General features: G+C 68.7%; 28 protein-coding genes. 14 read left to right on the top strand and 14 right to left on the bottom strand.

The window, feature by feature from the left end; translation table 11 throughout:
* Positions 1 to 67 precede the first annotated feature (67 nt).
* From IE311_RS32915 to IE311_RS32880, 8 genes are all read right to left on the bottom strand, one after another.
* Positions 68 to 412 (bottom strand): SpdD-like protein, encoded by a 345-nt coding sequence (locus tag IE311_RS32915; protein WP_189835535.1) that lies wholly within the window; start codon positions 410 to 412, stop codon positions 68 to 70.
* Between the two features lie 11 nt (positions 413 to 423).
* On the bottom strand, positions 424 to 582 hold the full coding sequence (locus tag IE311_RS32910) for a hypothetical protein (protein ID WP_189835534.1): 159 nt from the start codon (positions 580 to 582) through the stop codon (positions 424 to 426).
* Between the two features lie 20 nt (positions 583 to 602).
* A complete protein-coding gene (locus IE311_RS32905; protein WP_189835533.1) occupies positions 603 to 794 on the bottom strand; it encodes a mobile element transfer protein in 192 nt (63 codons plus the stop codon).
* Between the two features lie 3 nt (positions 795 to 797).
* A complete protein-coding gene (locus IE311_RS32900; RefSeq protein ID WP_189835532.1) occupies positions 798 to 974 on the bottom strand; it encodes a hypothetical protein in 177 nt (58 codons plus the stop codon).
* Positions 975 to 988: 14 nt separating this feature from the next.
* Positions 989 to 1,690, bottom strand: a complete 702-nt coding sequence (locus IE311_RS32895) for a DUF2637 domain-containing protein (protein WP_189835531.1) — start codon at positions 1,688 to 1,690, stop codon at positions 989 to 991.
* An 82-nt stretch (positions 1,691 to 1,772) separates the two neighbouring features.
* A complete protein-coding gene (locus tag IE311_RS32890) occupies positions 1,773 to 3,128 on the bottom strand; it encodes an FtsK/SpoIIIE domain-containing protein (protein WP_189835530.1) in 1,356 nt (451 codons plus the stop codon).
* Positions 3,129 to 3,131: 3 nt separating this feature from the next.
* Positions 3,132 to 3,476, bottom strand: a complete 345-nt coding sequence (locus IE311_RS32885) for an SCO3933 family regulatory protein (RefSeq protein ID WP_030688073.1) — start codon at positions 3,474 to 3,476, stop codon at positions 3,132 to 3,134.
* 138 nt (positions 3,477 to 3,614) lie between these two features.
* The gene (locus IE311_RS32880) at positions 3,615 to 4,412 is read right to left on the bottom strand and encodes a GntR family transcriptional regulator (protein ID WP_189835529.1); all 798 of its coding nucleotides are present in this window, start codon (positions 4,410 to 4,412) and stop codon (positions 3,615 to 3,617) included.
* On the opposite strand from IE311_RS32880, the gene IE311_RS32875 reads away from it, so the two are divergent.
* The 3 genes from IE311_RS32875 to IE311_RS32865 all read left to right on the top strand — a co-directional run bounded on the left by IE311_RS32875 (position 4,413) and on the right by IE311_RS32865 (position 6,892).
* Positions 4,413 to 4,898 (top strand): NUDIX hydrolase, encoded by a 486-nt coding sequence (locus tag IE311_RS32875; RefSeq protein WP_189835528.1) that lies wholly within the window; start codon positions 4,413 to 4,415, stop codon positions 4,896 to 4,898. It begins immediately after the preceding gene.
* Positions 4,895 to 5,371: a hypothetical protein gene (locus IE311_RS32870; RefSeq protein WP_189835527.1), complete on the top strand. Its 477-nt coding sequence runs from the start codon at positions 4,895 to 4,897 to the stop codon at positions 5,369 to 5,371. The genes IE311_RS32875 and IE311_RS32870 overlap by 4 nt, the downstream gene beginning before the upstream one ends.
* Positions 5,372 to 5,920: 549 nt before the next feature.
* On the top strand, positions 5,921 to 6,892 hold the full coding sequence (locus tag IE311_RS32865) for a hypothetical protein (RefSeq protein WP_189835526.1): 972 nt from the start codon (positions 5,921 to 5,923) through the stop codon (positions 6,890 to 6,892).
* Positions 6,893 to 7,148: 256 nt separating this feature from the next.
* On the opposite strand, the gene IE311_RS32860 is transcribed toward IE311_RS32865, so the two are convergent.
* From IE311_RS32860 to IE311_RS32840, 5 genes are all read right to left on the bottom strand, one after another.
* Positions 7,149 to 8,540, bottom strand: a complete 1,392-nt coding sequence (locus IE311_RS32860) for an ATP-binding protein (RefSeq protein WP_189835525.1) — start codon at positions 8,538 to 8,540, stop codon at positions 7,149 to 7,151.
* Between the two features lie 129 nt (positions 8,541 to 8,669).
* Positions 8,670 to 9,017 (bottom strand): hypothetical protein, encoded by a 348-nt coding sequence (locus tag IE311_RS32855; protein WP_189835524.1) that lies wholly within the window; start codon positions 9,015 to 9,017, stop codon positions 8,670 to 8,672.
* Positions 9,014 to 9,742, bottom strand: a complete 729-nt coding sequence (locus IE311_RS32850) for a GntR family transcriptional regulator (RefSeq protein ID WP_229902319.1) — start codon at positions 9,740 to 9,742, stop codon at positions 9,014 to 9,016. Before IE311_RS32850 ends, IE311_RS32855 begins: the two co-directional genes overlap by 4 nt.
* Complete coding sequence (locus IE311_RS37405; RefSeq protein ID WP_229902318.1) at positions 9,699 to 9,962, bottom strand: hypothetical protein; 264 nt, start codon at positions 9,960 to 9,962, stop codon at positions 9,699 to 9,701. Before IE311_RS37405 ends, IE311_RS32850 begins: the two co-directional genes overlap by 44 nt.
* A 488-nt stretch (positions 9,963 to 10,450) precedes the next feature.
* Complete coding sequence (locus IE311_RS32840) at positions 10,451 to 10,702, bottom strand: hypothetical protein (protein ID WP_189835522.1); 252 nt, start codon at positions 10,700 to 10,702, stop codon at positions 10,451 to 10,453.
* A 127-nt stretch (positions 10,703 to 10,829) separates the two neighbouring features.
* Between IE311_RS32840 and IE311_RS32835 the strand changes: the two genes are divergently transcribed.
* From IE311_RS32835 to IE311_RS32820, 4 genes are all read left to right on the top strand, one after another.
* Complete coding sequence (locus tag IE311_RS32835) at positions 10,830 to 11,585, top strand: GntR family transcriptional regulator (RefSeq protein WP_189835521.1); 756 nt, start codon at positions 10,830 to 10,832, stop codon at positions 11,583 to 11,585.
* Positions 11,586 to 11,617: 32 nt separating this feature from the next.
* Positions 11,618 to 11,980, top strand: coding sequence for a hypothetical protein (locus IE311_RS32830; RefSeq protein ID WP_229902317.1), 363 nt, complete (start codon positions 11,618 to 11,620; stop codon positions 11,978 to 11,980).
* Positions 11,981 to 12,739: 759 nt separating this feature from the next.
* Positions 12,740 to 13,105, top strand: a complete 366-nt coding sequence (locus tag IE311_RS32825) for a PH domain-containing protein (protein WP_030204774.1) — start codon at positions 12,740 to 12,742, stop codon at positions 13,103 to 13,105.
* A 198-nt stretch (positions 13,106 to 13,303) separates the two neighbouring features.
* A complete protein-coding gene (locus IE311_RS32820) occupies positions 13,304 to 14,128 on the top strand; it encodes a BRO-N domain-containing protein (protein WP_189835520.1) in 825 nt (274 codons plus the stop codon).
* Here the strand turns inward: IE311_RS32820 and IE311_RS32815 are convergent.
* Positions 14,113 to 14,574 carry a hypothetical protein gene (locus tag IE311_RS32815; protein ID WP_229902316.1) on the bottom strand — a complete coding sequence of 154 codons (462 nt, stop codon included), beginning with the start codon at positions 14,572 to 14,574 and terminating at the stop codon, positions 14,113 to 14,115. The genes IE311_RS32820 and IE311_RS32815 overlap by 16 nt on opposite strands.
* A gap of 25 nt (positions 14,575 to 14,599) precedes the next feature.
* Here IE311_RS32815 and IE311_RS32810 point away from each other — a divergent pair, with 25 nt between their 5' ends.
* The 7 genes from IE311_RS32810 to IE311_RS32780 all read left to right on the top strand — a co-directional run bounded on the left by IE311_RS32810 (position 14,600) and on the right by IE311_RS32780 (position 22,694).
* Positions 14,600 to 15,469 carry a DUF2797 domain-containing protein gene (locus IE311_RS32810; RefSeq protein WP_229902315.1) on the top strand — a complete coding sequence of 290 codons (870 nt, stop codon included), beginning with the start codon at positions 14,600 to 14,602 and terminating at the stop codon, positions 15,467 to 15,469.
* Positions 15,470 to 15,554: 85 nt separating this feature from the next.
* Positions 15,555 to 15,899, top strand: coding sequence for an antibiotic biosynthesis monooxygenase family protein (locus IE311_RS32805; protein WP_189835518.1), 345 nt, complete (start codon positions 15,555 to 15,557; stop codon positions 15,897 to 15,899).
* A complete protein-coding gene (locus tag IE311_RS32800) occupies positions 15,886 to 16,776 on the top strand; it encodes an amidohydrolase family protein (RefSeq protein ID WP_189835517.1) in 891 nt (296 codons plus the stop codon). Before IE311_RS32805 ends, IE311_RS32800 begins: the two co-directional genes overlap by 14 nt.
* Before the next feature lie 67 nt (positions 16,777 to 16,843).
* Positions 16,844 to 17,587, top strand: coding sequence for a response regulator transcription factor (locus IE311_RS32795; RefSeq protein ID WP_229902314.1), 744 nt, complete (start codon positions 16,844 to 16,846; stop codon positions 17,585 to 17,587).
* Positions 17,588 to 17,593: 6 nt separating this feature from the next.
* Complete coding sequence (locus tag IE311_RS32790) at positions 17,594 to 19,174, top strand: sensor histidine kinase (RefSeq protein WP_189835516.1); 1,581 nt, start codon at positions 17,594 to 17,596, stop codon at positions 19,172 to 19,174.
* Positions 19,175 to 19,200: 26 nt separating this feature from the next.
* Positions 19,201 to 20,484 carry a bifunctional glycosyltransferase family 2/GtrA family protein gene (locus IE311_RS32785; protein ID WP_229902313.1) on the top strand — a complete coding sequence of 428 codons (1,284 nt, stop codon included), beginning with the start codon at positions 19,201 to 19,203 and terminating at the stop codon, positions 20,482 to 20,484.
* Positions 20,481 to 22,694, top strand: coding sequence for an ArnT family glycosyltransferase (locus IE311_RS32780; RefSeq protein WP_189835514.1), 2,214 nt, complete (start codon positions 20,481 to 20,483; stop codon positions 22,692 to 22,694). Before IE311_RS32785 ends, IE311_RS32780 begins: the two co-directional genes overlap by 4 nt.
* Positions 22,695 to 22,822 lie beyond the last annotated feature (128 nt).

Below are 22,822 nucleotides of genomic sequence, written 5' to 3'. Positions count from 1 at the left end.
GCGAGCTGGGTAGGGGCGGGGCTTCCGGGCGGCGGAGACTTGGCGGTTGAGCCGCCCGGAAGCCCGATTAGCGGCGCCGGTGCTGGCCGTTGAGGAGCGAGCGCAGGACGACGGCGCACACGGCGACCGAAGCGGCGGTGACGGCGACGGCGAGCAGCATGGAAACCAGGACCGTGCCGACGACCAGGACGGCTCCGGCACCGCCGGCGACGACAACGGCCAGGCCGGCCGGGGTGAGGCGGGCGACGGAGGACGGCGCCGGGACCGGAACGGGTGCCGGGGCGTGGTGGTGGTTGCAGACCACCGGGGCGGCCGTTTGGTGGGGCGCGATGTCGGCGGTGAAGGTCGGCTGGACGAGCGGGGTGACGATGCCGGTCGGGAGCGGGTTGACCGGGATGCGCGGCTGGAACATGACGGTTCTCCCTACCTGTTGATCGTGTTGTCGATGAGCGGGGCGAGGACGCTGTCGGCGAGGAGGAAGCCGCCGAGGAGGATCACGGCGACGAGCCACCAGGGCGGGCGGATGAGCTTGATACCGAGACCGCCGACGACGATCAGGGCGAGCCAGAGCGGGACGTCCATGACACGGGTCTCCTTCGAGGTCAGCGGGGCTTGCAGCGATGGGTGCGGGCGGCGAGCTGGGCGGCCGAGGAGCTGGAGTACTCGGCGGACCAGCCGCAGCCGTCGGCCGTGCACACCGCGGCGTACTTGGTGCGGCCGTGACGGTCGCGGCGGGTGCCGATCTGCACCGGGCCGATCCGCATCACGGAGTGGAAGTGGTCGCGAGCGGCCATCGCTCAGACCTCCCGGGTGAAGTCGTCGGCGTGGTCGATGAGCCACTGACGGATCTCGGCCGACTCGAACTCGTCGGCGGCGGTGATCACCGGCTCGGCGGTGGCCATGGCGTCCACCAGGCGGTTGTTCCGGGTCAGCTCTGCGGCGCGCTCCAAGGCGTGCCGGGTCGAATCGCGCATGGTCGATGTCCTTTTCAGGCGAGTTGGGCGGCGATGGCGTTGGCCATCAGGGGCGGGACGCCGAGGCGAGCGCGGAGGGTGTCCGCGTCGATCGGGTAGCCGGTGCGGGCGCGGTAGTCGTCGGCGACCTTCCGGGCGTGAGCGATGAGCGCCGGCGGTACGGAGACGGGAGCCGGTTCGGGCTCCGGTGCGGGTTCCGGGACCGGCTCCAGTTCCGGGGAAGGGAGGGCCGGTGCGGCGTCGATTTCCGGCTCAGGCTCGGCTACGTCATCCCGTTCGATGACGGCTTCCACGGCCGGGGGCTGTTCGGTGGCCGTGTCGGGTTCGACTGGTGCCACCGAGTGCCCAGGTGAGTGGACAAGCAGCGTGCCGCCGAGAAACGCGAGAGCGGGCCAGCCCGCAACGAGGATGCGCAGCCAGGCGGGAACGTGGTCGAGGTCGAGGAGACCGGCGGTGGCGACGTTCGCACCGAGGGACGCGGCCAGGGCGACCATGAACCACGTCCAGGCCGAGCGGGCAGGCTCACCGGCGGCCCGCGAGGTCCGCAGCCGATGCCAGGCGGCGACGAGCAAGAGATCCACGGAGACCGGGTAGGCCCAAGGCTTCCAACCGGACTGTCCGGCAGCCGCAGCCAGGTCGTGGAGGTGAGCGAAGGACAGGGCGCCGGCGATCACGGCTTGTACGAGGACGGCGTCCGGTCGGCGGATGGGACGCATCGGGGGTCCTCCTTCCGGTTTCGGGCATGGGCGGGGTAGGGACCTGGCGTGATGCGGTCACGCCGCCGTGGAGCGAGGGGATTCAGGCGATCGCGGGAGCCGTGACGGTCGAGGGCGCCGCGGCTTTGACCAGGGGCGGCAGGACGGGCCGGAAGGCGGCCAGCGCGGGGATCTCGGGCGTGCGGTGGGCGTGGGAGTTCGTGATGTTCACGGCCCGCCGGAGCGTGAGGAGGGGAGTACGGATACGGACCCACCCGCCAGAGGAGTCACCGGCGACAGCCGTACCGGGCCGGTCGGTACGGATCTGGACCGTGGCGAGGACGGCGTCCGGGGCGATGTCGCCGAAGGCCATGTTGGCGGAAGTCTCGTCGTTGACGCGGTGAGCGGTCCGGCCGGTGAGCTGGGCACGGAGCATGGTGATGCCCTTGCCGAGCTCGGATCCGAAGCGCTGCCCGCAGATCTCCAGGTAGATACCGGCGGCGCGGCCGAGCTGGGCGAGCCGGACGAGGGAGGTGATGATCCGGTCGCGGCGCTTCTCTTCCTCCTTCGTGGCGTAGAGCGCGAGCTCGGCGACCTCGTCGACCAGGAGCACGATCGGGGTCGGCCGCAGGTGGTCGGGCAGGTCCCAGATGTCGGCGGTGATCTCCGCATCCGGCAGGTCTGCACTCAATCTCTGCTCGCGGCGAATCAGTTGGTAGACCTCGTCCATGTGCTCGACGAGCGCGTCGAGGAGATCGGCGGCAGCGTCAGGGTTGTCAGCCAGGGCAGTGAACCGCCTAGCAAGCGGGGCAAGTTCAACGCCCTGCTTGCAGTCGATCCCGACCAAGGCGACGTCCAGCGGAGCGAGCGCGGCAACAAGATTGCGCTGGTAGACGGACTTCCCTGACTGTGTGGCACCGACGTTCAGCGCGTGCGGGGTCTGGCGGTAGTCGCGGTAATAGACCTCCCCGTCCTCCCGCATGGCGACCGGAACCCGCATCACCCCACCACGGGCAGCCGCGGGCATCTGCACCCGCTTGAGGACGTCGTACCCGGTCATCCGCAGTTCGACGACACCGGAGCGGATCTCCCGGGCGGTGACGTTCTGCATGACGAACGAGTGCCGGAGCCGGTCCGAGGCGGCGGAGAAGTCGAACGCGTCCTGCCCGGGTCGCAGCTTCACCCGCAGTGCGAGCCCGGTACGTGTCGGCCGCAGCCGCAGGATCCGGGGTGCCCGCGAGTCGGGGATGGGCCGGCCGGTCATCCGGGCCACCGCTAGACGCCAGCGCGAGGGCGGGACGGTCAGCCCACATGCGTCCATGACCGACGCATACCGGGCGAGGATCCGCACCACGGCGAAGACGACGCCGAAGCTCATCCAGTACCAGGCCGGACGCTGCCACCGCAGCAGCAGTGCGGCCGTGGCGACCAGAGCGAGGGTGACCGTTAAGGCGGTCATGGGTCAGCCGACCTTCGCGGCGGCGAGCGAGGTGACCGCGACGGCGCGGAAGCTGATGCCGTGGCGCTTCTGGCCGTTGAACTCGTTTTCCCACGGCCGGGCGACGACGCCGGTCAGGGCGACCGGGGTGCCCATGGACAGCTCCTCGGAGATGCCGGTCTTGGGCACGGTCAGGTTGAGGATCTCGGCATTGCCGTCCATGACGAACATGACGTCGACCGTCATCAGCGGGGCACCGGTGTCCCGGTCGGTGGCGATCTCGCCGGTCTGGCGGTTGGCAATCTTCGGGGCCGGCGGCTGGGCCACCATCACCATCGCGGCGGAGGTGTCGACGGGGATCTGACGCACAGTGGATCACTCCTCTATAGAGGTTGGACTCATTCACTCCTGTATAGGAGTGACATGAAGAAGAGTGCACCACTCCTGTACATGAGTCAACCCGCCGCGGAAAGAAACTGCAGCGGGCTGAGGGGAGTTGAGCGAGCGTCAGTCGGTCGCAGGGATCCGGTACTGGAAGACGAACTGGTCAGCGGCCATGAGCGTGTCGCAGACCTCCACGACCCGTCCCTTCTTCGTCACGGCGTCCCGGAGCAGGTGCACCACGGGGGCACCAGGGCTGAGAGCCAGCTCCGAGGCTTCCGCCTTCGCGGCCGGCCGAGCCTGAAGGGTCTCCACGAACTCGGCGAAGGCGTGGCCGTGGTCTTCGAGCCGGGCGTAGATGCCACCAGGGCCAGGGTTCTCGGCGAACAGCTCGGGGATGTCCTTCACCGCGTCCCACGGCAGGTACGACGAGGCGGTCTCGACGGGCGTCCCGTTCCGGAAGTACAGCCGCCGCCGGGCAAGCACCTGCGTCCCCACCTCGACACCGAGCCGTTCGGCGATGTCCGCCGGCGCCTCCATGGGCCCGATGTAGAGAACGCTCACCTTGGCCGTGGCGCCGGACTGCTCGGACTCGGCGAGGTAGGCGGCCTTACCGCCCCGCCGATGAGAAGCGCGGAAGCGATCCGAAGACCGAAGCCGTACGGGAGGCCGATCCTTCACGATCGAACCCTTGCCGTGCCGGGTCTCGACGAGCCCGCTGGCCCGAACCTCGACCATGGCCTTCCGAATAGTCCCCCCAGCAACCCCGTACCGCTCGACGAGCTCCGACTCACTCGGAACCATGTCGCCGGCCTTGAGGACGCCAGACCGGATCTGCTGGACGATCTCGTCCGCGATCTGCACGTACCGAGGCACGGCCCTGCCAGCTCCTGCTGGAGTTCCCACAGTCCTACCCACTCTCATATGCTCCTGTACATGAGTAGTGGGAGCGCGGGAACAAAGTCAACGCCGCTGCATTCCGTGTCCGTGGCCGGAGCGGTAGTGCGCGAAGACGGCCGCCTCCTGGCCATCCGCCGAGCGGACAACGGCACATGGGAGCTCCCGGGCGGAGTCCTCGAACTCACCGAGGCGCCTGAAGCGGGCGTAGCCCGCGAGGTCCTGGAGGAGACGGGCATCCACGTCGAGGTGGACGAGCTGACGGGCGTCTACAAGAACACGACGCGAGGCATCGTGGCCCTGGTCTTCCGCTGCAAGCCCTCCGGCGGCACCGAGAGAACCTCGGACGAGTCGACCGCGGTCGACTGGCTGACGCCGGCCGAGGTCGAGGAGCGCATGGCCGAGGTCTATGCGATCCGCCTCCTGGACGCCCTGGACGGAAACGGCCCCCACGTCCGCAGCCACGACGGCCGCCGCCTGACCGGCAGCACTCACTACCGGGAGCACGGGTGACGACCACAGTCCCTCTCAGTTTCGAACGCCTGGACATGAGAGGCGACCACGATGACCTCTGCTTGCGCCTCGGGGCTTACAGCCACACCTGTGACTCGTACTACTTCGCGATCGACGACTCCCCCACAGCATCACCAACCCTCGGAGCGGACTTGGCGCGCCTGCTGGAGCAATGGCGGGATCAGGTAGACGAGCTGAGGGGTAAGGGCGGCACTGCCTACCTGCCCTACGACTTCTCGGACCAGTGCACGGCATGGCTACGCGTAACATCCGCAGACGGGCGCGATGCAGAGATGAGCGCTGGATGGAGCGGGGTAGAGGGTTGGAGCATCAACCCCTCCAACTACGTTGAGACAGCACCGGAGATCACGGACTTCAAGCCGCTCCCTGACGCCCAGATCGAGTGCTCCTTGGACGACCTGTCCCAGCGCATCGCCTTGAACGCCGAGGCTCACGCGGCATCGCAGCACTAGCGCGGTAAGACTTTCTCTACTTCATCAAGGCACCCGCCGCGCACGGCGCGGCGCGCGCGGCCCGTCGCCCGGGCCTGCGCTCCTGTCTCCGCCCCGCTCCAGCCCGGCCGCCGGCCGCACGCCTGACAGCTCGGGTTGATGGGTGGCGAACCCACGCCGTGACCGGGGGCGGTACGCGAGTGCGGCTCAAGACGATGCCTCCGGCGGGGGCGCTCAGGCTCCGGGATGGCGGGGCCAGTCTGCGGGTGCCGGCCGGTGGGGTGTGGTGGCGGGGACCCCCATCCCGTCTGCCGTCGACCCAGGCAGAGCCGAGCAGACACGGCACCGGGCGTCCAGGTCGTTCGTACAGTGGCGCGCTCCACCTGGACGCCCGGCACCGCGCCTGCTCCACGGTGTGTGGGTCGACGGCAGACGGGATGGGAGTAAGGGGCGAGTGGCGGGCAAACTAGCGGGTCGATGACCTTGATTCGAGACCAAGTTTGGCTAACTGCCCATAAAACCCAACGCGCTACGGCACACTATCAGTATCGATAATACCGGGAGGGAACAATGCGCTATCGAAGCCTGCGTCCAGCGCTGGAATTTGAAGACTTGATCCGATCGATTATCGGCGATCTGAAACTCGGAAACGTGACCCCTGAAGAAGAAATGCGCGCATCAGACGCCGGGGCCGACATTGAGTTCTCGAATGCCGCAGGGCTGCATCTAGTTGAATGCAAGATTCCCGGACCCCAGACCAGTCATCGTGTCCGAGTAACGATCGAACAACTCACCGCCATGAGTGGCGTCGTGAAGCGGAGAACAGGGCGATCATCCCGAATGATCCTCGCAACTCCGGCGAACCTATCCAAGGATACTTTCAACGTATTCGCTGCCGCCGGAATCGAGGTTTGGGATCGCCAGTGGCTGGCCAAGAACGCGGCGAAGGTCGGACGGCAGAGCCAGGCCGCCCAATTCTTGGGGGATCCTGAGTCGACTCCGAGCGAGCCAGTGGAACACCGCTCCGACGAGCTACTAGCTCGCCTTTCGGGCATCGCGCCAGGCCCAGATTGGCATAATTATCAGAAACTCTGTCAAGAGATTGCCGAGTTCCTTTTCTGTCCTCCCCTATCGAAAACGCTTTGGGAACGACGAAACTTCAGCGATGTGAATAGACGGGACATAATCCTCCCGAACTATGCCCCCGATGGGCTATGGCAGTATCTGCGCACTCGTTACCAGGCAGACTATGTGGTAATCGACGCGAAGAACTATAAAGAGTCGATCAAGAAGGAAGAGATCCTGCAGATTGCCAACTATCTGCAACGTAGTGGCGTGGGACTCTTCGCGCTCATCTTTACTCGCCCAGAGCCAGACCCGCGGCTCTTGTATACCTTGCGTGAGCAGTGGGTTCTGTACGAAAAATTGATCATCGTGCTGAGCGATGCAGATGTGCAGCAGATGCTTAGCGACAAAAAGGCTGGAACAGATCCCGCAGAACTAATTCGCCAGAAGATCGAAGACTTCCGGCTCAGCATCTAAGGCGGCGCTGCCCCAGCTCACCATCGGCCTCAGATCGGCCCGAGCGAAGTAGTCTGCGCTGGGCCAGTGCTGGGCCGTGGTGAACGCTGACAACCTGGGGCCTGCTCGGCAGGGCAGGGTTAGATCGCGAAGAAGGGGTGTAGGTCGAAGACCCACGCCCCTCACTTCTTCAGTAGAGCGCGGCCCGACAGCGTGCTTGCCTGGCAGATCCATTAAGTGCCCCACTCCAGAAATTATGGGGCCTTTGTTGTGAAACCTACTGGCGTGCCAAGAATCCGGCCAACTGCGCGTGCCGCTTTAGGGTTACGCGGATTGCATCCTTAATGGATGAAGGCCTCGTGTTTTCCGTCGAGTACGCCTTCAATTCCACGATGACAGAATCTTGCTGACTTTCCGGACGCTGTACCAGGATGTCTGCCCTGACTCTACTGCTAGGCGTCTTGATCTCCTGTTCGGGCTGCGCTTCAAATCCGAGTGCGCGGAGACACAATGCGATTCGAGTGCCCAGTTGAGTCGGCTTAGTGGTGACACTCTCGTACCATGTCCGGGCATTCGTGGCTCTTTCGGATTCACGCTCGCGAAGGGGGCTGTACGTAGAGGGATCCCAGTTCTCTCCGACGATAGAAGCGAAATGGGACTTTTCGAAGCGCTCAAGGTAGGAACGACTCGGTGTCACATTAGGTTGATCGAGGTCACGGCACAGAGGGTGAAGGTCCGCTGCGGCGATAGGTACCAGTCGCACATCAAAGTACAAGCGAGCCCTATTCAACTCTGACAAGGGCAGGGTTTGGCGGTCGTCCTCGTTCAGCTCTCGATAGAACGCATTCCAGTCCAGCTTGTAGCCATCCCGGGCATTCGTGAAGCCGGCAACCCGGGTGATTCGGAGACCGTCCGTAACGGGCCACAACATCACCACCTGGTAGCGTGAGATGTCGTGCAGCTTTGTGGTGTACGAGGCCAGCCTTTCAGCCACGAACTCAATGGAAGCGCCGATCGTGGCAGCTCGATCTGCAATCTCGTTAACGTCGGTGGTAAGCACTTCGAAGTCGGCCAGCGGCTGATTCTTGTTGTGGAACGCGAAGGTCTCTTCGAGGATTTCTGCCCAATCCTCCCGCGGTGGCCCTGAGAGTTCGAAGTTCGAACTTAGTAGAATTCTCTCGTTTCGCGAAGTAGCCTTGGCGAGGTCAGCCTGAAACTCCAGGCTTGTTGTCAGCCAGATGAAAAGGACCGGCCTTTGCCGGAGTTCTCCTCTGTCGAGGAGGCTCAGTCGTTCTACAAACTGAGAAGGCAGTGCTGTCTTTTCGGCTACTCGCTCCTCGAATTGATCCACGACGGCGATTATCAATTTGGTTTTGTCGCGGTATCCGTCGACATCACGCAACTCCTCTAGGAGCGCAGCCTCGGACGCGATTGCAGCACGTGACAGTTCAACGACCTTGCACTCAGGAAGATGCGTGGCAAGCTCTCGGGCCGCCGAACTCTTCCCGGATCCACTTCGCCCAAAGATGGGTAGGAAACGGATGCCGCCGGTGATCTGCATGCTCGCGTGGGCGCGCTGCACCTGTTCTAGCAGTTGCCTGTCAGGACGAAGTCGTCCACGGAAGGCTGGATCGAGGTCTTCATAGCGTGATGGGAGGCGGGCCAACATGACGGGAGTCTATGGGCTCAGACCGCAGAGGTGTGGGCTACTGACTGGAAACTAACCGCCTGTAGGAAACCAGCAGTGAAGCCCCGGACTCTGGCCCGGGGCTTCGACCTGTTTGACGGTACGTGGCTGCTAACCGAAGGCCGCCGCGGGCAGCCGAGGGGCCGCGTCTTCTTCTCCGGGCACGGCGGAGGGCAGAGTAGGGAGGCGGTGGCCGCGGCTCACGGCCACGCGGAGCGTGTCTCGCAAGGTTTCCGTGAGATCCCTTGCCAGGACGCGGAGTTCTGCCGGATCCGACTCCGCGTCGGCCATGACCTCCATGGCGTGCTCCAGGAGCTCTTGCCCGGCTTCGAGTTGGGCGGCTTCGGTGGTGTCGGCCAGGCGGGACACGGGGCCGTCGTTGCTGTCGGTGCTCAGGTAGCAGGGCTTGCCATCCGGGCTCGACCACGGGAGGAGTCGGAGCTCGTTGTGGGGCGTCATCCTTCTGCCGTCCTCTCTTTGGTTGTGGGGTGGGTGGTGAAGACCGCGTCGGCGCGGTCGCCCGGAAGGATCAGGAACGCCGCCTCGACGATGTGGCCGGCGTTGTCGGTCGCCACGCGGGTGACTTCCAGGACGGCGAGGGTCGAGCTGATCCGGAGCGTTGTCGCTTCCATGGGCGTCGGGAGGCGGGCGCAGACTCTCTCCTGCACTTCGGCAAGTGGCGGGCTGGGCTTGGCCAGCAGCGTTGCCAGCTCCTCGGGCCCAGTCGACTCGCCGGGTACGTCGGCCGACGCCAGGTCGCGGGGGATGTAGACGCGGGTCAGGCTGTGTGGCGACTTTCCGTCGTGACTCAGGCAGAGGAACTCGGTCAGGGGGCTGCCTGCCGGTACCCGCAGCAAGGTGGCCAGGTGTCCGTGCGCCCTCAGCTTGGTGGTGCGGATGGTGACGTGCAGAGCTGCGTTCGCCCGTGTGAGGCCGCCGCCGATGTACGTGATCCTGCGGAGAGGGTGGCGGACGAAGTTGCCCTTGCCGTGGACTTTTTCCACAAGCCCTTCGGCCTGGAGCAGCGCCAGCGCGTTACGCAGGGTTGGCGTGCTGACCGTGTAGCGGGCGGCGAGCTGGGCTTCCGAAGGGAGGCGGTCGCCGGCTTTGATGTGGCCTGTCGAGATCTGGGCCCTGAGGTCATCGGCGATGACGTGTCGGCGCGAAGCCACGGCGCTGATCACCCACCCTCTGCATCCGGAGGGCGATGAGTCGGCTTCGGGCGTGCAGGGTCAGGAGTTCGCCCGATTCGAAGTGGAGTCGCTTGGCCCCGCCGGGCATGTGGAAGAGGTCGGCGACGCGGCACGGCTGGCCGCCTATCTGGATGACGTCGCCGCGCTGGACGGTGGCGGCCGTGATTTCGATCGAGGCGGCCATGGCACTGCTGGGTACCCAAGCGCTCATCGGTTACCGCCCGTCGGTGAAGTCGTGCGGTGGCACGAGCAGGTGCAGGACTCGAAGATCACCGGGATGTCCACAGGCGCCACGGCAGGGCTCGCGTGCTCGCACTCGTGGTGGGAGCCGATGCGGCACGTGTTGGAGCGGTACGGGGCCGAAGCCCGGTCGTTCGGCACTCGCGTGCGGCGGGGCGTCATGGTGTGACCTCCGTCGGCGCCCAGCAGCCGATGCCCACAGGCGTGGCCGTGCCTGCCATCGTGCGCCTCGCCTGCTCCTCGGCCGCCACCACGTACGGGCGGACGAGTGCCGTTTCCTCCCCGTCCAGGACGTCCCAGTTCCATGCGCCGAGCCGTTGGACCGCTCGGCCGAGATGAATCACCGTAGGGCGGGGCGGAATTGCGGGGTGCGCGAGGCGCCGGCTCTTCGTTCTCCGGTGCTGTGCTCTGGTGCGGCTGAGAGCGCCGCGGATACGGTTGAACATGCTGATCAGCTCCTCAGGGCTGATGGCCGTGCCCCCGGACGGCGTCCACCGTCGCGGGGGCTTTGTCGTTGACTCCGGCCCAGACGCTGCGGCCGTCCGCGCTGCTGTCGACGAGTCCGAATGAGTCGGCCACCGCCAGCGTTGCGAGGAGCTCTTGCCATTGCTCGGGAGCGAGGAGGTGTGGGACGTGCCCCTCCACGTGGATCCAGCCCTTGGTGCGCGTCACGGCGGAAGTGACGCCCAGGGCGGCGAGTCGGGTGGTCATGCGGTCGACGCGACTCTCGGGGGATAACGCGAGGCCCTCCCTCTGCTGCACCTGACCCCCTCCGCAAGCTAGATAGCTAAGAGCAAGCTAGTTATCTAGATTAGAGGTAGTGGTCTAGGTTTTCCATATGCGTGAGCAGCCGCCGTACCTCCACATCGCTGACGTGCTACGACAGCGCATCGCCGATCAGGAATGGACGCCGGGAGACCGGCTGCCGTCCCGTGCGCAGCTGGCGCAGGAGTGCGGAGTGGGCGAGGCCGTCATCCGGCGGGCCCAAGAGACGCTCATCGCGCAGGGTTTTCTGGAAGGGCGGGCGGGCTCCGGAACCTACGTCGCGGAGCCGCGGGAGCGGCTGCGCATGGTTCGCTCGCGGCAGCAGGAGCACACCGATGGCTCGCTGTTCCGCGCGGAGATGGCTGCGCTCGGCAAGAAGGGGACTTGGGAGAGCCGCAGCGAAGCGATGGTGCCGGCCCCGGTAGACATCGCCGCGCGTCTGGACATTCCTGAGGCGGACTACTGCGTGCGCACGTCGTACGAGTACTTGGCCGACGGCAAGCCCGTGCTTGTGTCGACGAGTTGGGAGCCGTACAGCATCACGTCCGGCACGCTTGCGGTTCTGCCCGAGGGCGGGCCGTACGCGGGGATGGGCGTCGTGCGCCGCATGGCGGAGATCGGAATCACGGTCAGCCGCGCGGTGGAGCAGCCGGAGCCGCGGCAGGCGTCTGCCGAGGAGGCGTCGCTCCTGGGTATCCAGAAGGGCGCTCTCGTCACGCACATCCGGCGGACCTACTACAGCGATCAGGGGCAGCCCGTCGAGACGGCGGACATCGTCGTGCCGGCAGCGCTGTGCGAGATCGTCTACGAGGTCCCCATCAATCTCTAGCAGCCAGTGCCACCGCAGAGGGAGCTGGCACGATGCCGAGCATGGATTTGGCCTTGAAGACCCTGGAGCATGAGTTCCATTCCGAACCCGGGAGTTTCCTGCTGGGACTGCGATGCGATCTCGTCTGGGATCGAGAGGCATTCTCCAGGCTGGAGAGGGCCATGCGCGCAGTGTGCGAACACCTGAAGGATGCTGAGCACCTTCCGCGGTGGCTGGCAGAGGGGTACTACCAGGTAGCGACCGAGGTTCCCTCGTGGACCGCCCACCCCAACTTCCCGAGGCCAGAGCCTGAGGACTACTACGCGTCCTGCATCGAGCGGTTGACGGACTTGGCGGACTGGTTCTTTCGAGGCTGGCATGCGTACTTGGAGCCACACGTCTGGACGGATCTGTAGGAAGCGTTCGGGATTTTCCGGGGGAGGTAGGCAGACGCATGGAATCGGTCGGCGATCTGGCCGTTGCCCTCGTGTTGGGCGTACCTGTGGCAACGCTGTTGATGGGGGTCTGTCGCGGGTGCTGTCGTGAGATGGCGGCGCAAGGCCATCACGGCTTTGGAGCGTGCCGAGCAGGATGAGGGCGTACAGCAGCTCCGTACCGCAACCCCAGCAACCGCCCCCGTCCGATAGCCCCTCTCCGAGGCTTCAGAGCGGCCGGTATGGCCATCACTGACCGATCCCGCCAGAGCTACGGATCAGAAGGTTGCAGGTTCGAATCCTGCCGAGTGCACATAGACAAGAGGCCCGGACGAGAGTCCGGGCCTCTTGCGTTCGTCTCGTTCTTTCCGTCGCGCCGGACGGTTCGCCGGTCGCGGTGCCTGTCTCTTTTTTGTGCGCCGGCGTGCCTTGGGCGTGGCCGTGGTGGCAGCCGATCATTTCGTTCATGAGATCCGAAGTGCAGACGCCCTCATCGAGAGCGGCCCGCACCCCGTCCTGGCCACCGATCCCGGACCGGACTCCAGCGAGTGGCACCAACGGCTCTACCGCCGTGCCGTGAACGGCGGACTCATCCCCTGAACGGGCCCGGCCCGGCCCGGTGGGCGGTGCGGCGGACCGAAGGGCCGGGCGGCGTTGTGTGTGAAAGTCCTGGGACTTCGGGGATGGGGGGCGGTTAAGGTCGGATGATCGTTTTTTCTCTTTGAATGTGGGGGTTGGGGCATGGCGCTCTTCGGGAACGCGCACGCGATTGATCCGGCGCAGGCGCAGCAGGACTTCGCGCGGCTGCTCGGGCCGGGGGAGCAGGTGCACGCCGCGTACCTGCTGATCCGCGACACGATCTTCTTCACCGACCGGCGACTCGTGCTGGTCGACAAGCAGGGCATCACCGGCAAGAAGGTCGAGTACCACTCGATCCCGTACCGGAGCATCACGCACTTCGCCGTCGAGACCGCCGGCACCTTCGACCTGGACGCCGAGCTGAAGATCTGGATCTCCGGCAGCCAGCTGCCCGTGCAGAAGACCTTCACCAAGGGCGTCGACATCTACGAGGTGCAGGCGATCCTGACGCAGTTCGTCGCCAAGTAGCCGACGGCTCGGGCCTCGCCGTCGGCCCGGCCCGTCGTGGGCCTGGGGCGGGGGCGTAGGTGTGGGACAGGTGTAGTCGTAGGGGAGGGATTTCGGGGGGTATACCCGGGAATCCTTCCCCTTTTGGGTGAACCTGTCTGATTTGCATGTCAGTTGAATATGCCCTCGGCCTAGCTTGCGAAGCGGAGGTGATGATCGATGGACGCGATCGACATCGATGACTTGGTGCGCGCCGCCACCGGTGCGCCCCTGCGGCGGCTGGCCGGGCCCGACGGGACCCACTGGTTCCCCGTGGTGGACGTGGCGAAGAGGCTGGGATACGCGGGGACACGGGAGGCGCTGCGGACGGTGGCGCTGCCCGGGACGTGCCTGGCGTCCGCCCGGGAGCTCGCCGGAGGCGAGGAGTTCCTCGGCCGGAGCGGGATCAGGGCGTCGACACGGATGGTGAGCCTCCAGGGGCTTGTCCAGCTCGTCGGGGCGTGCCGGAGGCCGGAGGCCGAGCCCTTCCGGACGTGGACGGCCGAGGTCATAGCGGCGATCCAGCGATACGGCGGGTACGGGCTCGAACCCTCGCCCGTGCACGCCGGGTTCGTCCTTCCCCCGGAGCTCGTGGACGTCCTGGTCCGCCTGGAGGGGCAGTTCGACGAGCGGGCCGCCGCGTACACCGAGCACACCGAGTACGCGGAGCTGCTCCGCGAGACCAGGCGGAGTCTCTCAAGGGTCGCCGAATCCCTTGAGCGGCTCGCCGTGCCCCGTCAGCGCACCGGCGCCGCCGTCGCGCTCACCCCGCAGGAGCTCGTCGAGTCCTGGGCCATCACCGGGGACGTGCGGACGGTCGCGACCTGCCTCGCCCCCGGGCTGGTCAGGGGCGGTGTCCGCTACCGGACCCAGGACGTCGTCCGGCGCACCGGTCTCTCCCGCGAGCGGGTCCGGGACTGCGTACGCCTGCTCCTCGACCGCGGCTGCATGCGGGAGGTGGGCGAGCCCGACGAGGACGGGGCGCGGATCTACGTCCTGCCCTGAGCGGTCGGCGGATCCGCCCGCCGTGCCCCCGGAAGGACGACGGGCGGCGGGGTGCCCGGCGGGACGGGCGGTGCGACCACCACCTGGTAGGCGTCCGCGTAGACGATCCTGCCCGGGTTCGCCGACTCCAGCCGTACACAGGGCACCCCGTGGTCGCTCAGGATGCGCAGGTACGGGGCGACCCGGGCCAGTGCCTCGGTCGCCGTCGGGCGGAACCAGGCGGCCGCGCCCGGGTTCACCTCAGGGTCGTAGACCGTCGGGTCGACCGTCGACGGGTTCGGGAAATGAGCGTCGTACCAGTCGTTCGAGGCGCGCCAGATCGCCCATTCCCCGGGGGAGAGCCGCCCCTCCCGGGCGAGCGCGTTGGCCAGGCCGAAGACCCCGGGGTGGTGGCCCCGGGGGCTCCGGGTCGGGGACTGGAAGCGGATGTGCCGGAGACTGGACATCCGAGGAGCATAGGGAGGCGCGGGCGTGGAGTGGCGGTGCCGGAGGATCACCTGGAGCGGTGGTGTGCCCGGGCTCGGATGGAGCGGCGGGAGGGTCAGCACGCTCGTGTACGGCCGGCGGCTCGCCTTTCGGGCCGTGGGAGCGCGGCGGTGTTCAGGCGCCCGGGGGAATCCCTGCCCGGTGGAGGCGGTCGTGCCCGGCCGGGCCACCGGTGGGCGGTGCCCGGAGTGCGCGCGGCTCGACCGGACCCACTCCGTGGCCGCCGACACGTTCCTGGACGACCCGCAGCCGTACCGCGTGTATCTGGCGTGGTTCGGGCCCGGCATGACCAAGGTGGGGATCACCGCCGAGGCGCGGGAGGAGACCCGGCTCCTGGAGCAGGGCGCCGTCACGTTCAGCTGGCTCGGGCGGGGGCCGCTGATGGCCGCCCGGCGCACCGAGGAGGTGCTGCGGCAGGCGCTGGGGGTGCCCGACCGGGTGGCCTACGAGCGGAAGCGGGCCGCTCGGCACGCGCTGCCGTCGGCCTCGGCACGTGCCGGGGAGGTGGAGGAACTGCACCGGCGTGCGGGGGAGATCGGTGGCTGGGCGGAGACCCTGGAGCCGCTGGAGTTCGTCGCGCGCGACCACGCCGAGGCCTTCGGTCTCGACGGGCTGCCGCCGCTCGACGGCACGGTGTCCGAGCTGGTCGACGGGGGTGTCGTCACGGGGCGTCTGCTCGCCGCCGCGGGCCCGGACCTGCACCTTCTCGATCCCGATGGGCGTTGTCTCGCCCTCGACACCCGGCTGATGGGCGGGTGGGTGCTCCAGGGTGCCGGGGAGGGGGAGGCCTTCTCCGTGCCGGTCGCGCACACGGTGTCCGCCGTCGACCCGAGCACCCAGGGGGAGCTCTTCTGAGGGGCGGCGGTCGCTTCGTAAAGTCTTGGATCCCTTTCCCCTGCGGCCGTGGACATCGCCGCCCGGCCCCGGCGAGGGTGATCACATGACCCCCAAGCTGGTGGCGGACATCGAACCGCCCTACTACACCGCTGTGTTCACTTCCGTCCGGACCGAGAGCCCCGAGGCTTCCGAGGGCTATGCCGAGACCGGCGTCCGGATGCGCGAGATCGTCGACGGGATCCCCGGCTTCCTCGGTTACGAGTCCGCCCGCACCCCCGGCGGGATCGCGATCAGCATCGCCTACTTCCGGGATCTGGAGTCCCTCGACGCCTGGCGCCTCGACAGCGAGCACCGGGCGGCCAAGGCGCGCGGGCGGGAGCACTGGTACGACAGCTACAGCGTCCACATCGGCAAGGTCGAGCGGAGTTACAGCTTTGAGCGAGAGTGACGACATCCGGGCTCTGCTCGACCGGCTCGGGATTCCCGGACTCGTCGATGTGCACACCCACTTCATGCCGCAGAACGTCCTCGACAAGGTCTGGGCCTACTTCGACGCCGTCGGTCCCCTGACGGGTCTGGAGTGGCCCATCACCTACCGCGAGGAGGAGGAGCGCCGGCTCGCGCTGCTGAGGGGCTTCGGGGCGATCGCCTTCACGGCCATGCTCTATCCCCACAAGCCCGGCATGGCCGCCTGGCTGAACTCCTGGGCCGCCGACTTCGCCGCCCGTACCCCCGACTGTCTGCACACCTCGACCTTCTTTCCCGAGCCGGGCGCCGACCGGTACGTCCGCGAGGCGCTCGACGCCGGTGCCCGTGTCTTCAAGGTGCACCTCCAGGTCGGCGGCTTCGACCCGACCGACGGCCGGCTGGACGCCGTGTGGGGAACCCTCGCCGACAGCGGCACCCCCGTCGTCGTCCACTGCGGCTCCGGGCCCACTCCGGGCGCCTTCACCGGCCCCGGGCCGATGGCGCGGCTCCTCGCCCGTCATCCCCGGCTGCGGGTGATCGTCGCCCATATGGGGATGCCCGAGTACAGCGACTTCCTCGACCTCGCCCAGCGGTACGAGGGCGTCCACCTCGACACCACCATGGCCTTCACCGACTTCAGCGAGCGGCTCGCGCCCTTCCCCGAGGCGGAGCTCAAGCGGCTCGTGGACATCGGCGACCGGATCCTCCTCGGCTCCGACTTCCCGAACATCCCGTATCCGTATCTGCACCAGCTCCAGGCCCTCGAACGTCTCGGGCTGGGGGACGACTGGCTCCGGCGTGTCCTGTACGAGAACGGTGCCGCGTTGTTTCACGTGAAACCTTCCCGGGACCTCTGAGCCCTTTCTCAGGGAATTCACAGGAAAGGGAAAGAGGCCTCTCAGCGGCGGCCGACAGCGTGGGTCCATGACCGTCACCACACGCCGTACCGGCACCCGCGCCGACCTGCTCCGTGCCGACGGAACCGCCGTCCGTGTCCTCGTCGTCGACGACGAGGCCTCGCTCGCCGAGCTGCTCTCCATGGCCCTGCGCTACGAGGGCTGGCAGGTCCGGAGCGCCGGGGACGGGGCCGCCGCCCTGCGTTCCGCCCGGGAGTTCCGGCCCGACGCCGTCATCCTCGACATCATGCTGCCCGACGTCGACGGGCTGAGCCTGCTCGGCCGGATCCGCCGCGAGCTGCCCGACGTCCCGGTGCTCTTCCTGACGGCGAAGGACGCCGTCGAGGACCGGATCGCCGGGCTCACGGCGGGCGGCGACGACTACGTCACCAAGCCGTTCAGCCTGGAGGAGGTCGTGGCCCGGCTGCGCGGACTCATCCGCAGGTCGGGCGCCGCCCTCGCGCGCAGCGAGTCGCTGCTCGCCGTCGGGGACCTCACTCTCGACGAGGACAGTCACGAGGTCACCCGGGGCGGGGTGTCGATCCACCTCACGGCGACCGAGTTCGAGCTGCTGCGCTATCTGATGCGCAATCCGCGACGGGTGCTCAGCAAGGCGCAGATCCTCGACCGGGTCTGGTCGTACGACTTCGGCGGCCAGGCCAATGTCGTCGAGCTCTACATCTCGTACCTCCGGCGGAAGATCGACGCCGGGCGCGCCCCGATGATCCACACCCGGCGCGGGGCCGGCTACCTCATCAAGCCGGGGGAGTAGCGGCCCGTGTTCCGAGGTGCAGGGCGGCGGTCACGCTCACGGACGCGATCACGGCGCGTACGGGGGCCGTGGTCGCTGCGGACCCGTCTCGTCGTCTCGGCGGTCGCGCTGATCGCGGTCGTCGCGGCCGTCATCGGCACGGTCACGACGATCGCCTTCCGCTCGTACCTGTACGACCGGGCCGACGAGGAGGTCCGTTCCGTCTCGAACCGGGCCGCCGGGCCGCCGGCCGACATGGTCGGCATGCCCGGACCGGACCGGGCCGGGAAGGACCCGCTCGGCTTCGTCGTGGGGCCCAGCGTTCCGACCGGCACCTTGGGCGCGGTCCTCTCCGACGGCGCGGTCACCGTGGCCGGGTACTCGGCGGAGGCCGAGGACAGCGGGGTGTACCGGCCGAACTTCCGGATCAAGACGCTCGACGAGGCCCAGCGCGCCGCCCTGGCGGCCGTCCCGCGTGACGGGCACCCGCACACCGTCGAGCTCCCCGGCGGCCTCGGCTCGTACCGGATCGAGTACGCCTCCGGGACCAACGGCGCCTTCCTCACCGGCATCCCGCTGGCCTCCGTGGACAAGGCCCTCTCCACCCTGATCCTGGTCGAGCTGAGCGTCACCGGCGCCGGGCTCTTCGCCGCCTCGCTCGCCGGAACCGTACTCGTCCGGGTCGCCCTGCGGCCGCTGCGCCGGGTCGCCGTCACCGCACGGCAGGTCGCCCGGCTGCCGCTGCACAGCGGCGAGGTGGCGCTCCATCAGCGGGTGCCGGACACCGAGGCCGATCCACGGACCGAGGTCGGTCAGGTCGGCGCGGCCATCAACCGGATGCTCGACCACGTCCACTCGGCCCTCGACGCCCGCCAGCAGAGCGAGACCCGCGTCCGGCAGTTCGTCGCCGACGCCAGCCATGAGCTGCGCACCCCGCTCGCCTCGATCCGGGGATACGCGGAGCTGACCCGGCGCGGCCGGGAGGAGTGCGGGCCCGACACCCGGCACGCGCTCGGCCGGATCGAGTCCGAGGCGACCCGTATGACGGGCCTGGTGGAGGACCTGCTGCTGCTCGCCCGGCTGGACGCCGGGCGCCCGCTCTCGTCCGAGCCCACCGATCTCGTCCCCCTCGTCGTGGACGCCGTGAGCGACGCCAGAGCCGCTGGGCCCGGCCATCACTGGACCCTGGAACTCCCCGAGGACGGCGGCACTCCGGTACGCGCGGACGGCGCCCGGCTCCAGCAGGTCCTCGTCAATCTCCTCGCCAACGCCCGTACGCACACCCCGCCGGGGACCACGGTCACCGCGCGGGTCAGGACCGGGCCGGACGCGACGACCGTGCAGATCGAGGACAACGGACCCGGCATCCCGGCCGCGCTCCTGCCCGCCGTCTTCGAACGGTTCGCACGCGGTGACGCCTCCCGCTCCCGCAACGCCGGATCCACCGGCCTCGGGCTCGCCATCGTCCGGGCGGTCGTGTGCGCGCACGGGGGCGAGGTCGACGTCGAGAGCACCCCGGGCCGGACCGTCTTCACCGTCGTGTTGCCCGCCGCGGCCCCGGTGGAGTCCCACTCACAGGCAGGGCACAGGCTCATCACACAGCCGTGACAGCGGCCCCGGCGAGGGTCGTCGTCATGCGAACCCCAACGATCGCGGGGCCCACCTCCGGCGCCCTCCCCGCCCGGGAACACCTGCCGGTGAACATCGCGGGACGGCCCGTCCTGGACGTGGTGATCCCCGTCTACAACGAGGAGAAGGACCTGGAGCCGTGCGTCCGCCGGCTCCACGAGCACCTCTCCCGGACCTTCCCGTACGGCTTCCGCATCACCGTCGCCGACAACGCCTCCACCGACACCACCCCGGACGTCGCCGCCGGCCTCGCCGCCGAGGTGCCCGAGGTGCGCTCCGTACGGCTGGAGCAGAAGGGCCGCGGCCGGGCGCTGCGCACGGTGTGGTCGGGCTCGGACGCGCCCGTGCTCGCCTATATGGACGTGGATCTGTCCACCGACCTGAACGCCCTGCTCCCGCTGGTCGCGCCGCTCATCTCCGGCCACTCCGACCTGGCGATCGGGTCCCGGCTCGCCCGCTCCTCGCGGGTGGTGCGCGGACCGAAGCGGGAGTTCATCTCCCGCGCGTACAACCTGATCCTCCGCGGCTCGCTCGCCGCCCGGTTCTCCGACGCGCAGTGCGGGTTCAAGGCGATCCGGAGGGACGTCGCCGAGCGGCTGCTCCCGATGGTGGAGGACACCGGCTGGTTCTTCGACACCGAACTGCTCGTCCTCGCCGAGCGGGCCGGGCTGCGCATCCACGAGGTGCCGGTCGACTGGGTCGACGACCCCGACTCGACCGTGCACATCGTGAGCACGGCCACCGACGACCTGAAGGGCGTCTGGCGGGTGGGCAGGGCCCTCGCGACGGGTTCGCTGCCGCTGGACCGGCTGGCCAGGCCCTTCGGGGACGATCCCCGGGACCGCGAACTCAGCGGTGTGCCGGGCGGACTGGCCCGGCAGCTGGTCGGCTTCTGTGTGGTCGGCGTCCTGTCGACGCTCTTCTACCTCGCCCTGTACTCGCTCTTCCGGCTCGGCGTCGGCCCACAGGTCGCCAACGCGGGCGCCCTCCTCGTCTCCGCCGTCGCCAACACGGCGGCCAACCGGCGCCTCACCTTCGGGGTCCGGGGCCGTGACCGGGCCGTCCGCCACCAGGCGCAGGGGCTCGTGGTCTTCGCCATCGGCCTGGCCCTGACCAGCGGTTCGCTGGCCGCCCTCGGCGCGGCCACCGGTGATCCGGCGCACTCCACCGAGCTCGCCGTCCTGGTCGTCGCCAACCTCGCCGCGACCGTACTGCGCTTCCTCCTCTTCCGGCTCTGGGTCTTCCCCGAGCGGTCCACCTCAAGGAACGACCCAAGGAACGACCGATGACCTCGACCTTCCCGGAGATCTCCCCGGCCGCGTCGGCCGGCGCGGCCCATGCCGCGGCGGCCCGTGGCGGCCCGCTCACCCGGCTGTGGCGCGGACGTGCCGAGGACGCCCCCTGGGTCCGGCCCGCGTTCCTCGGCCTGCTCGCCGTGACCACCGCGCTCTACCTGTGGAACCTGAGCGCCTCCGGCTACGCCAACTCCTTCTACTCCGCAGCCGTTCAGGCGGGCGGCGAGAGCTGGAAGGCCTTCTTCTTCGGCTCGCTCGACGCGGCCAACGCCATCACCGTCGACAAGCCGCCGGCCGCGCTCTGGCCGATGGCGCTCTCCGTCCGCCTCTTCGGCCTCGGGTCCTGGCAGATACTGGTGCCCGAGGTCCTCATGGGCGTGGCCACCGTCGCCGTGCTCTACGCGGCCGTACGGCGCCGGTTCGGCGCGGGCGCCGGTCTGATCGCGGGCGTCGTCCTGGCGCTCACGCCGGTGGCGGCGCTGATGTTCCGCTTCAACAACCCGGACGCGCTGCTCGCCCTGCTCATGACCGTGGCCGTGTACTGCGTGCTGCGCGCCCTCGAACAGGACCGGGGCGCGGCGAAGTGGCTGGTGTGGGCAGGGGTGGCCTTCGGGTTCGCGTTCCTCGCGAAGACCCTCCAGGCCTTTCTGATCCTGCCGCCGCTGGCCCTCGTCTACGGGGTGTGCGCGCCGGGCGGGATCGGCCGCAGGCTCGGCCGGCTCGCCCTCGCCGGGCTCGCGATGATCGTGTCGGCGGGCTGGTGGGTGGCCCTGGTCGAGCTGTGGCCGGCGTCCTCCCGCCCGTACGTCGGAGGCTCGCAGAACAACAGCTTCCTGGAGCTGACCTTCGGCTACAACGGCCTCGGCCGCATCAACGGCAACGAGACCGGGAGCGTCGGCGGCGGGGGAGGCGGCGGTGGCGGCGGGGGCCGCTGGGGCGAGACCGGGATCGTCCGGATGTTCAACGACTCGGTCGGCGGCCAGATCTCCTGGCTCCTCCCGGCCGCGCTGATCCTGCTCGTCGCGGGTCTCGTCGTCACCTGGCGGGCGCCCCGTACGGACACGGCGCGCTCCGCGTTCCTGGTGTGGGGCGGCTCGCTGCTGATCACGCTCGCCGTGTTCAGCTTCATGGCCGGCATCTTCCACGAGTACTACACGGTGGCCCTGGCCCCGTACCTCGCGGCGCTGGTCGGCATGGGCGCGGCCGTGCTCCGGGAGGAACGCACCCGGCTGCTCGCCTCGGCGACGCTCGCGGTGACGGTGGCGGTGACGGCCTGGTGGGGCTGGACCCTGCTCGGCCGTACGCCGGACTGGCTGCCGTGGCTGCGCTGGACGGTGCTGGTCGCGGGTGCGGTGGCCGCGTTCGGGCTGCTGTTCGCGGGCCGGGTGGACCGGCGGCTCGGGCTCGGGGTCGCGGGCCTCGGCCTGGCGGCGGGCCTCGCGGGTCCGTTCGCGTACACCCTGGCGACGGTGGACTCGGGCCACCAGGGCTCGATCGTGACGGCGGGTCCCGCGGGCGGCGCCATGGGCGGCCGGGGACCGGGCGGCGGCATGCGGATGACGGAGGGCGGGGGCTTCCCCGGCGGCGGCCCGGGCGGTCAGATGCCCGGTGGCCAGGGTGGCCAGGGTGGCCAGGGTGGCCGGATGCCTGGTGGGCCCGGTGGCCAGGGCGGTCAGCTGCCGGGCGGCCAGGGCGGCGGTCAGCTGCCCGGGGGTCAGGGGCAGGGCCAGATGCCCGGCGGCACCCCGCCGCAGGGACAGGGCATGACCCGGGGCGAGGGCCCCGGTGGCGGTGGCGGCGGCATGGGCGGTCTGCTCAACGGCGCCAGTGTCGGTACGGAGGCGAAGACCGCGCTCCTCGCGGACGCCGGCTCCTACACCTGGGTCGCGGCCACGGTCGGCGCGCAGAACGCGGCCAGCTACCAGCTCGCCACCGAGAAGCCGGTCATGGCGATCGGCGGCTTCAACGGCAGCGACCCGTCCCCGACGCTCGCGCAGTTCAAGCAGTACGTCGCCGAGGGGAGGATCCACTACTTCATCGGCAGCGGCGGGACCGGCGGCGCCGGTGAGGACGGCGGCGGCCGCATGGGCGGTGGCGGCGGTCCGGGTGGCAACTCGGAGATCTCCACCTGGGTCGCGGAGACCTTCGAGCAGGTCACGATCGGCAACGCCACCTTCTACGACCTGACCGCCGAGAAGGCCTGACCGACGAGGAGACCTGACCGACGAGGAGACCTGACCCGCCCGGAAACGGATAAGCGCTATACAGCGTACGAGAGCCCTTGTACGGTGTACGAGACCCAGTCCCGTACACCGTACAAGGAGTGCTTCCC

Origin of the sequence: Streptomyces zaomyceticus (assembly GCF_014656215.1) — a bacterium.
Classification (GTDB): domain Bacteria; phylum Actinomycetota; class Actinomycetes; order Streptomycetales; family Streptomycetaceae; genus Streptomyces; species Streptomyces zaomyceticus.
The sequence above is the reverse complement of the archived record's forward strand: the minus strand, read 5'-3'. Positions and strand labels throughout refer to the sequence as shown.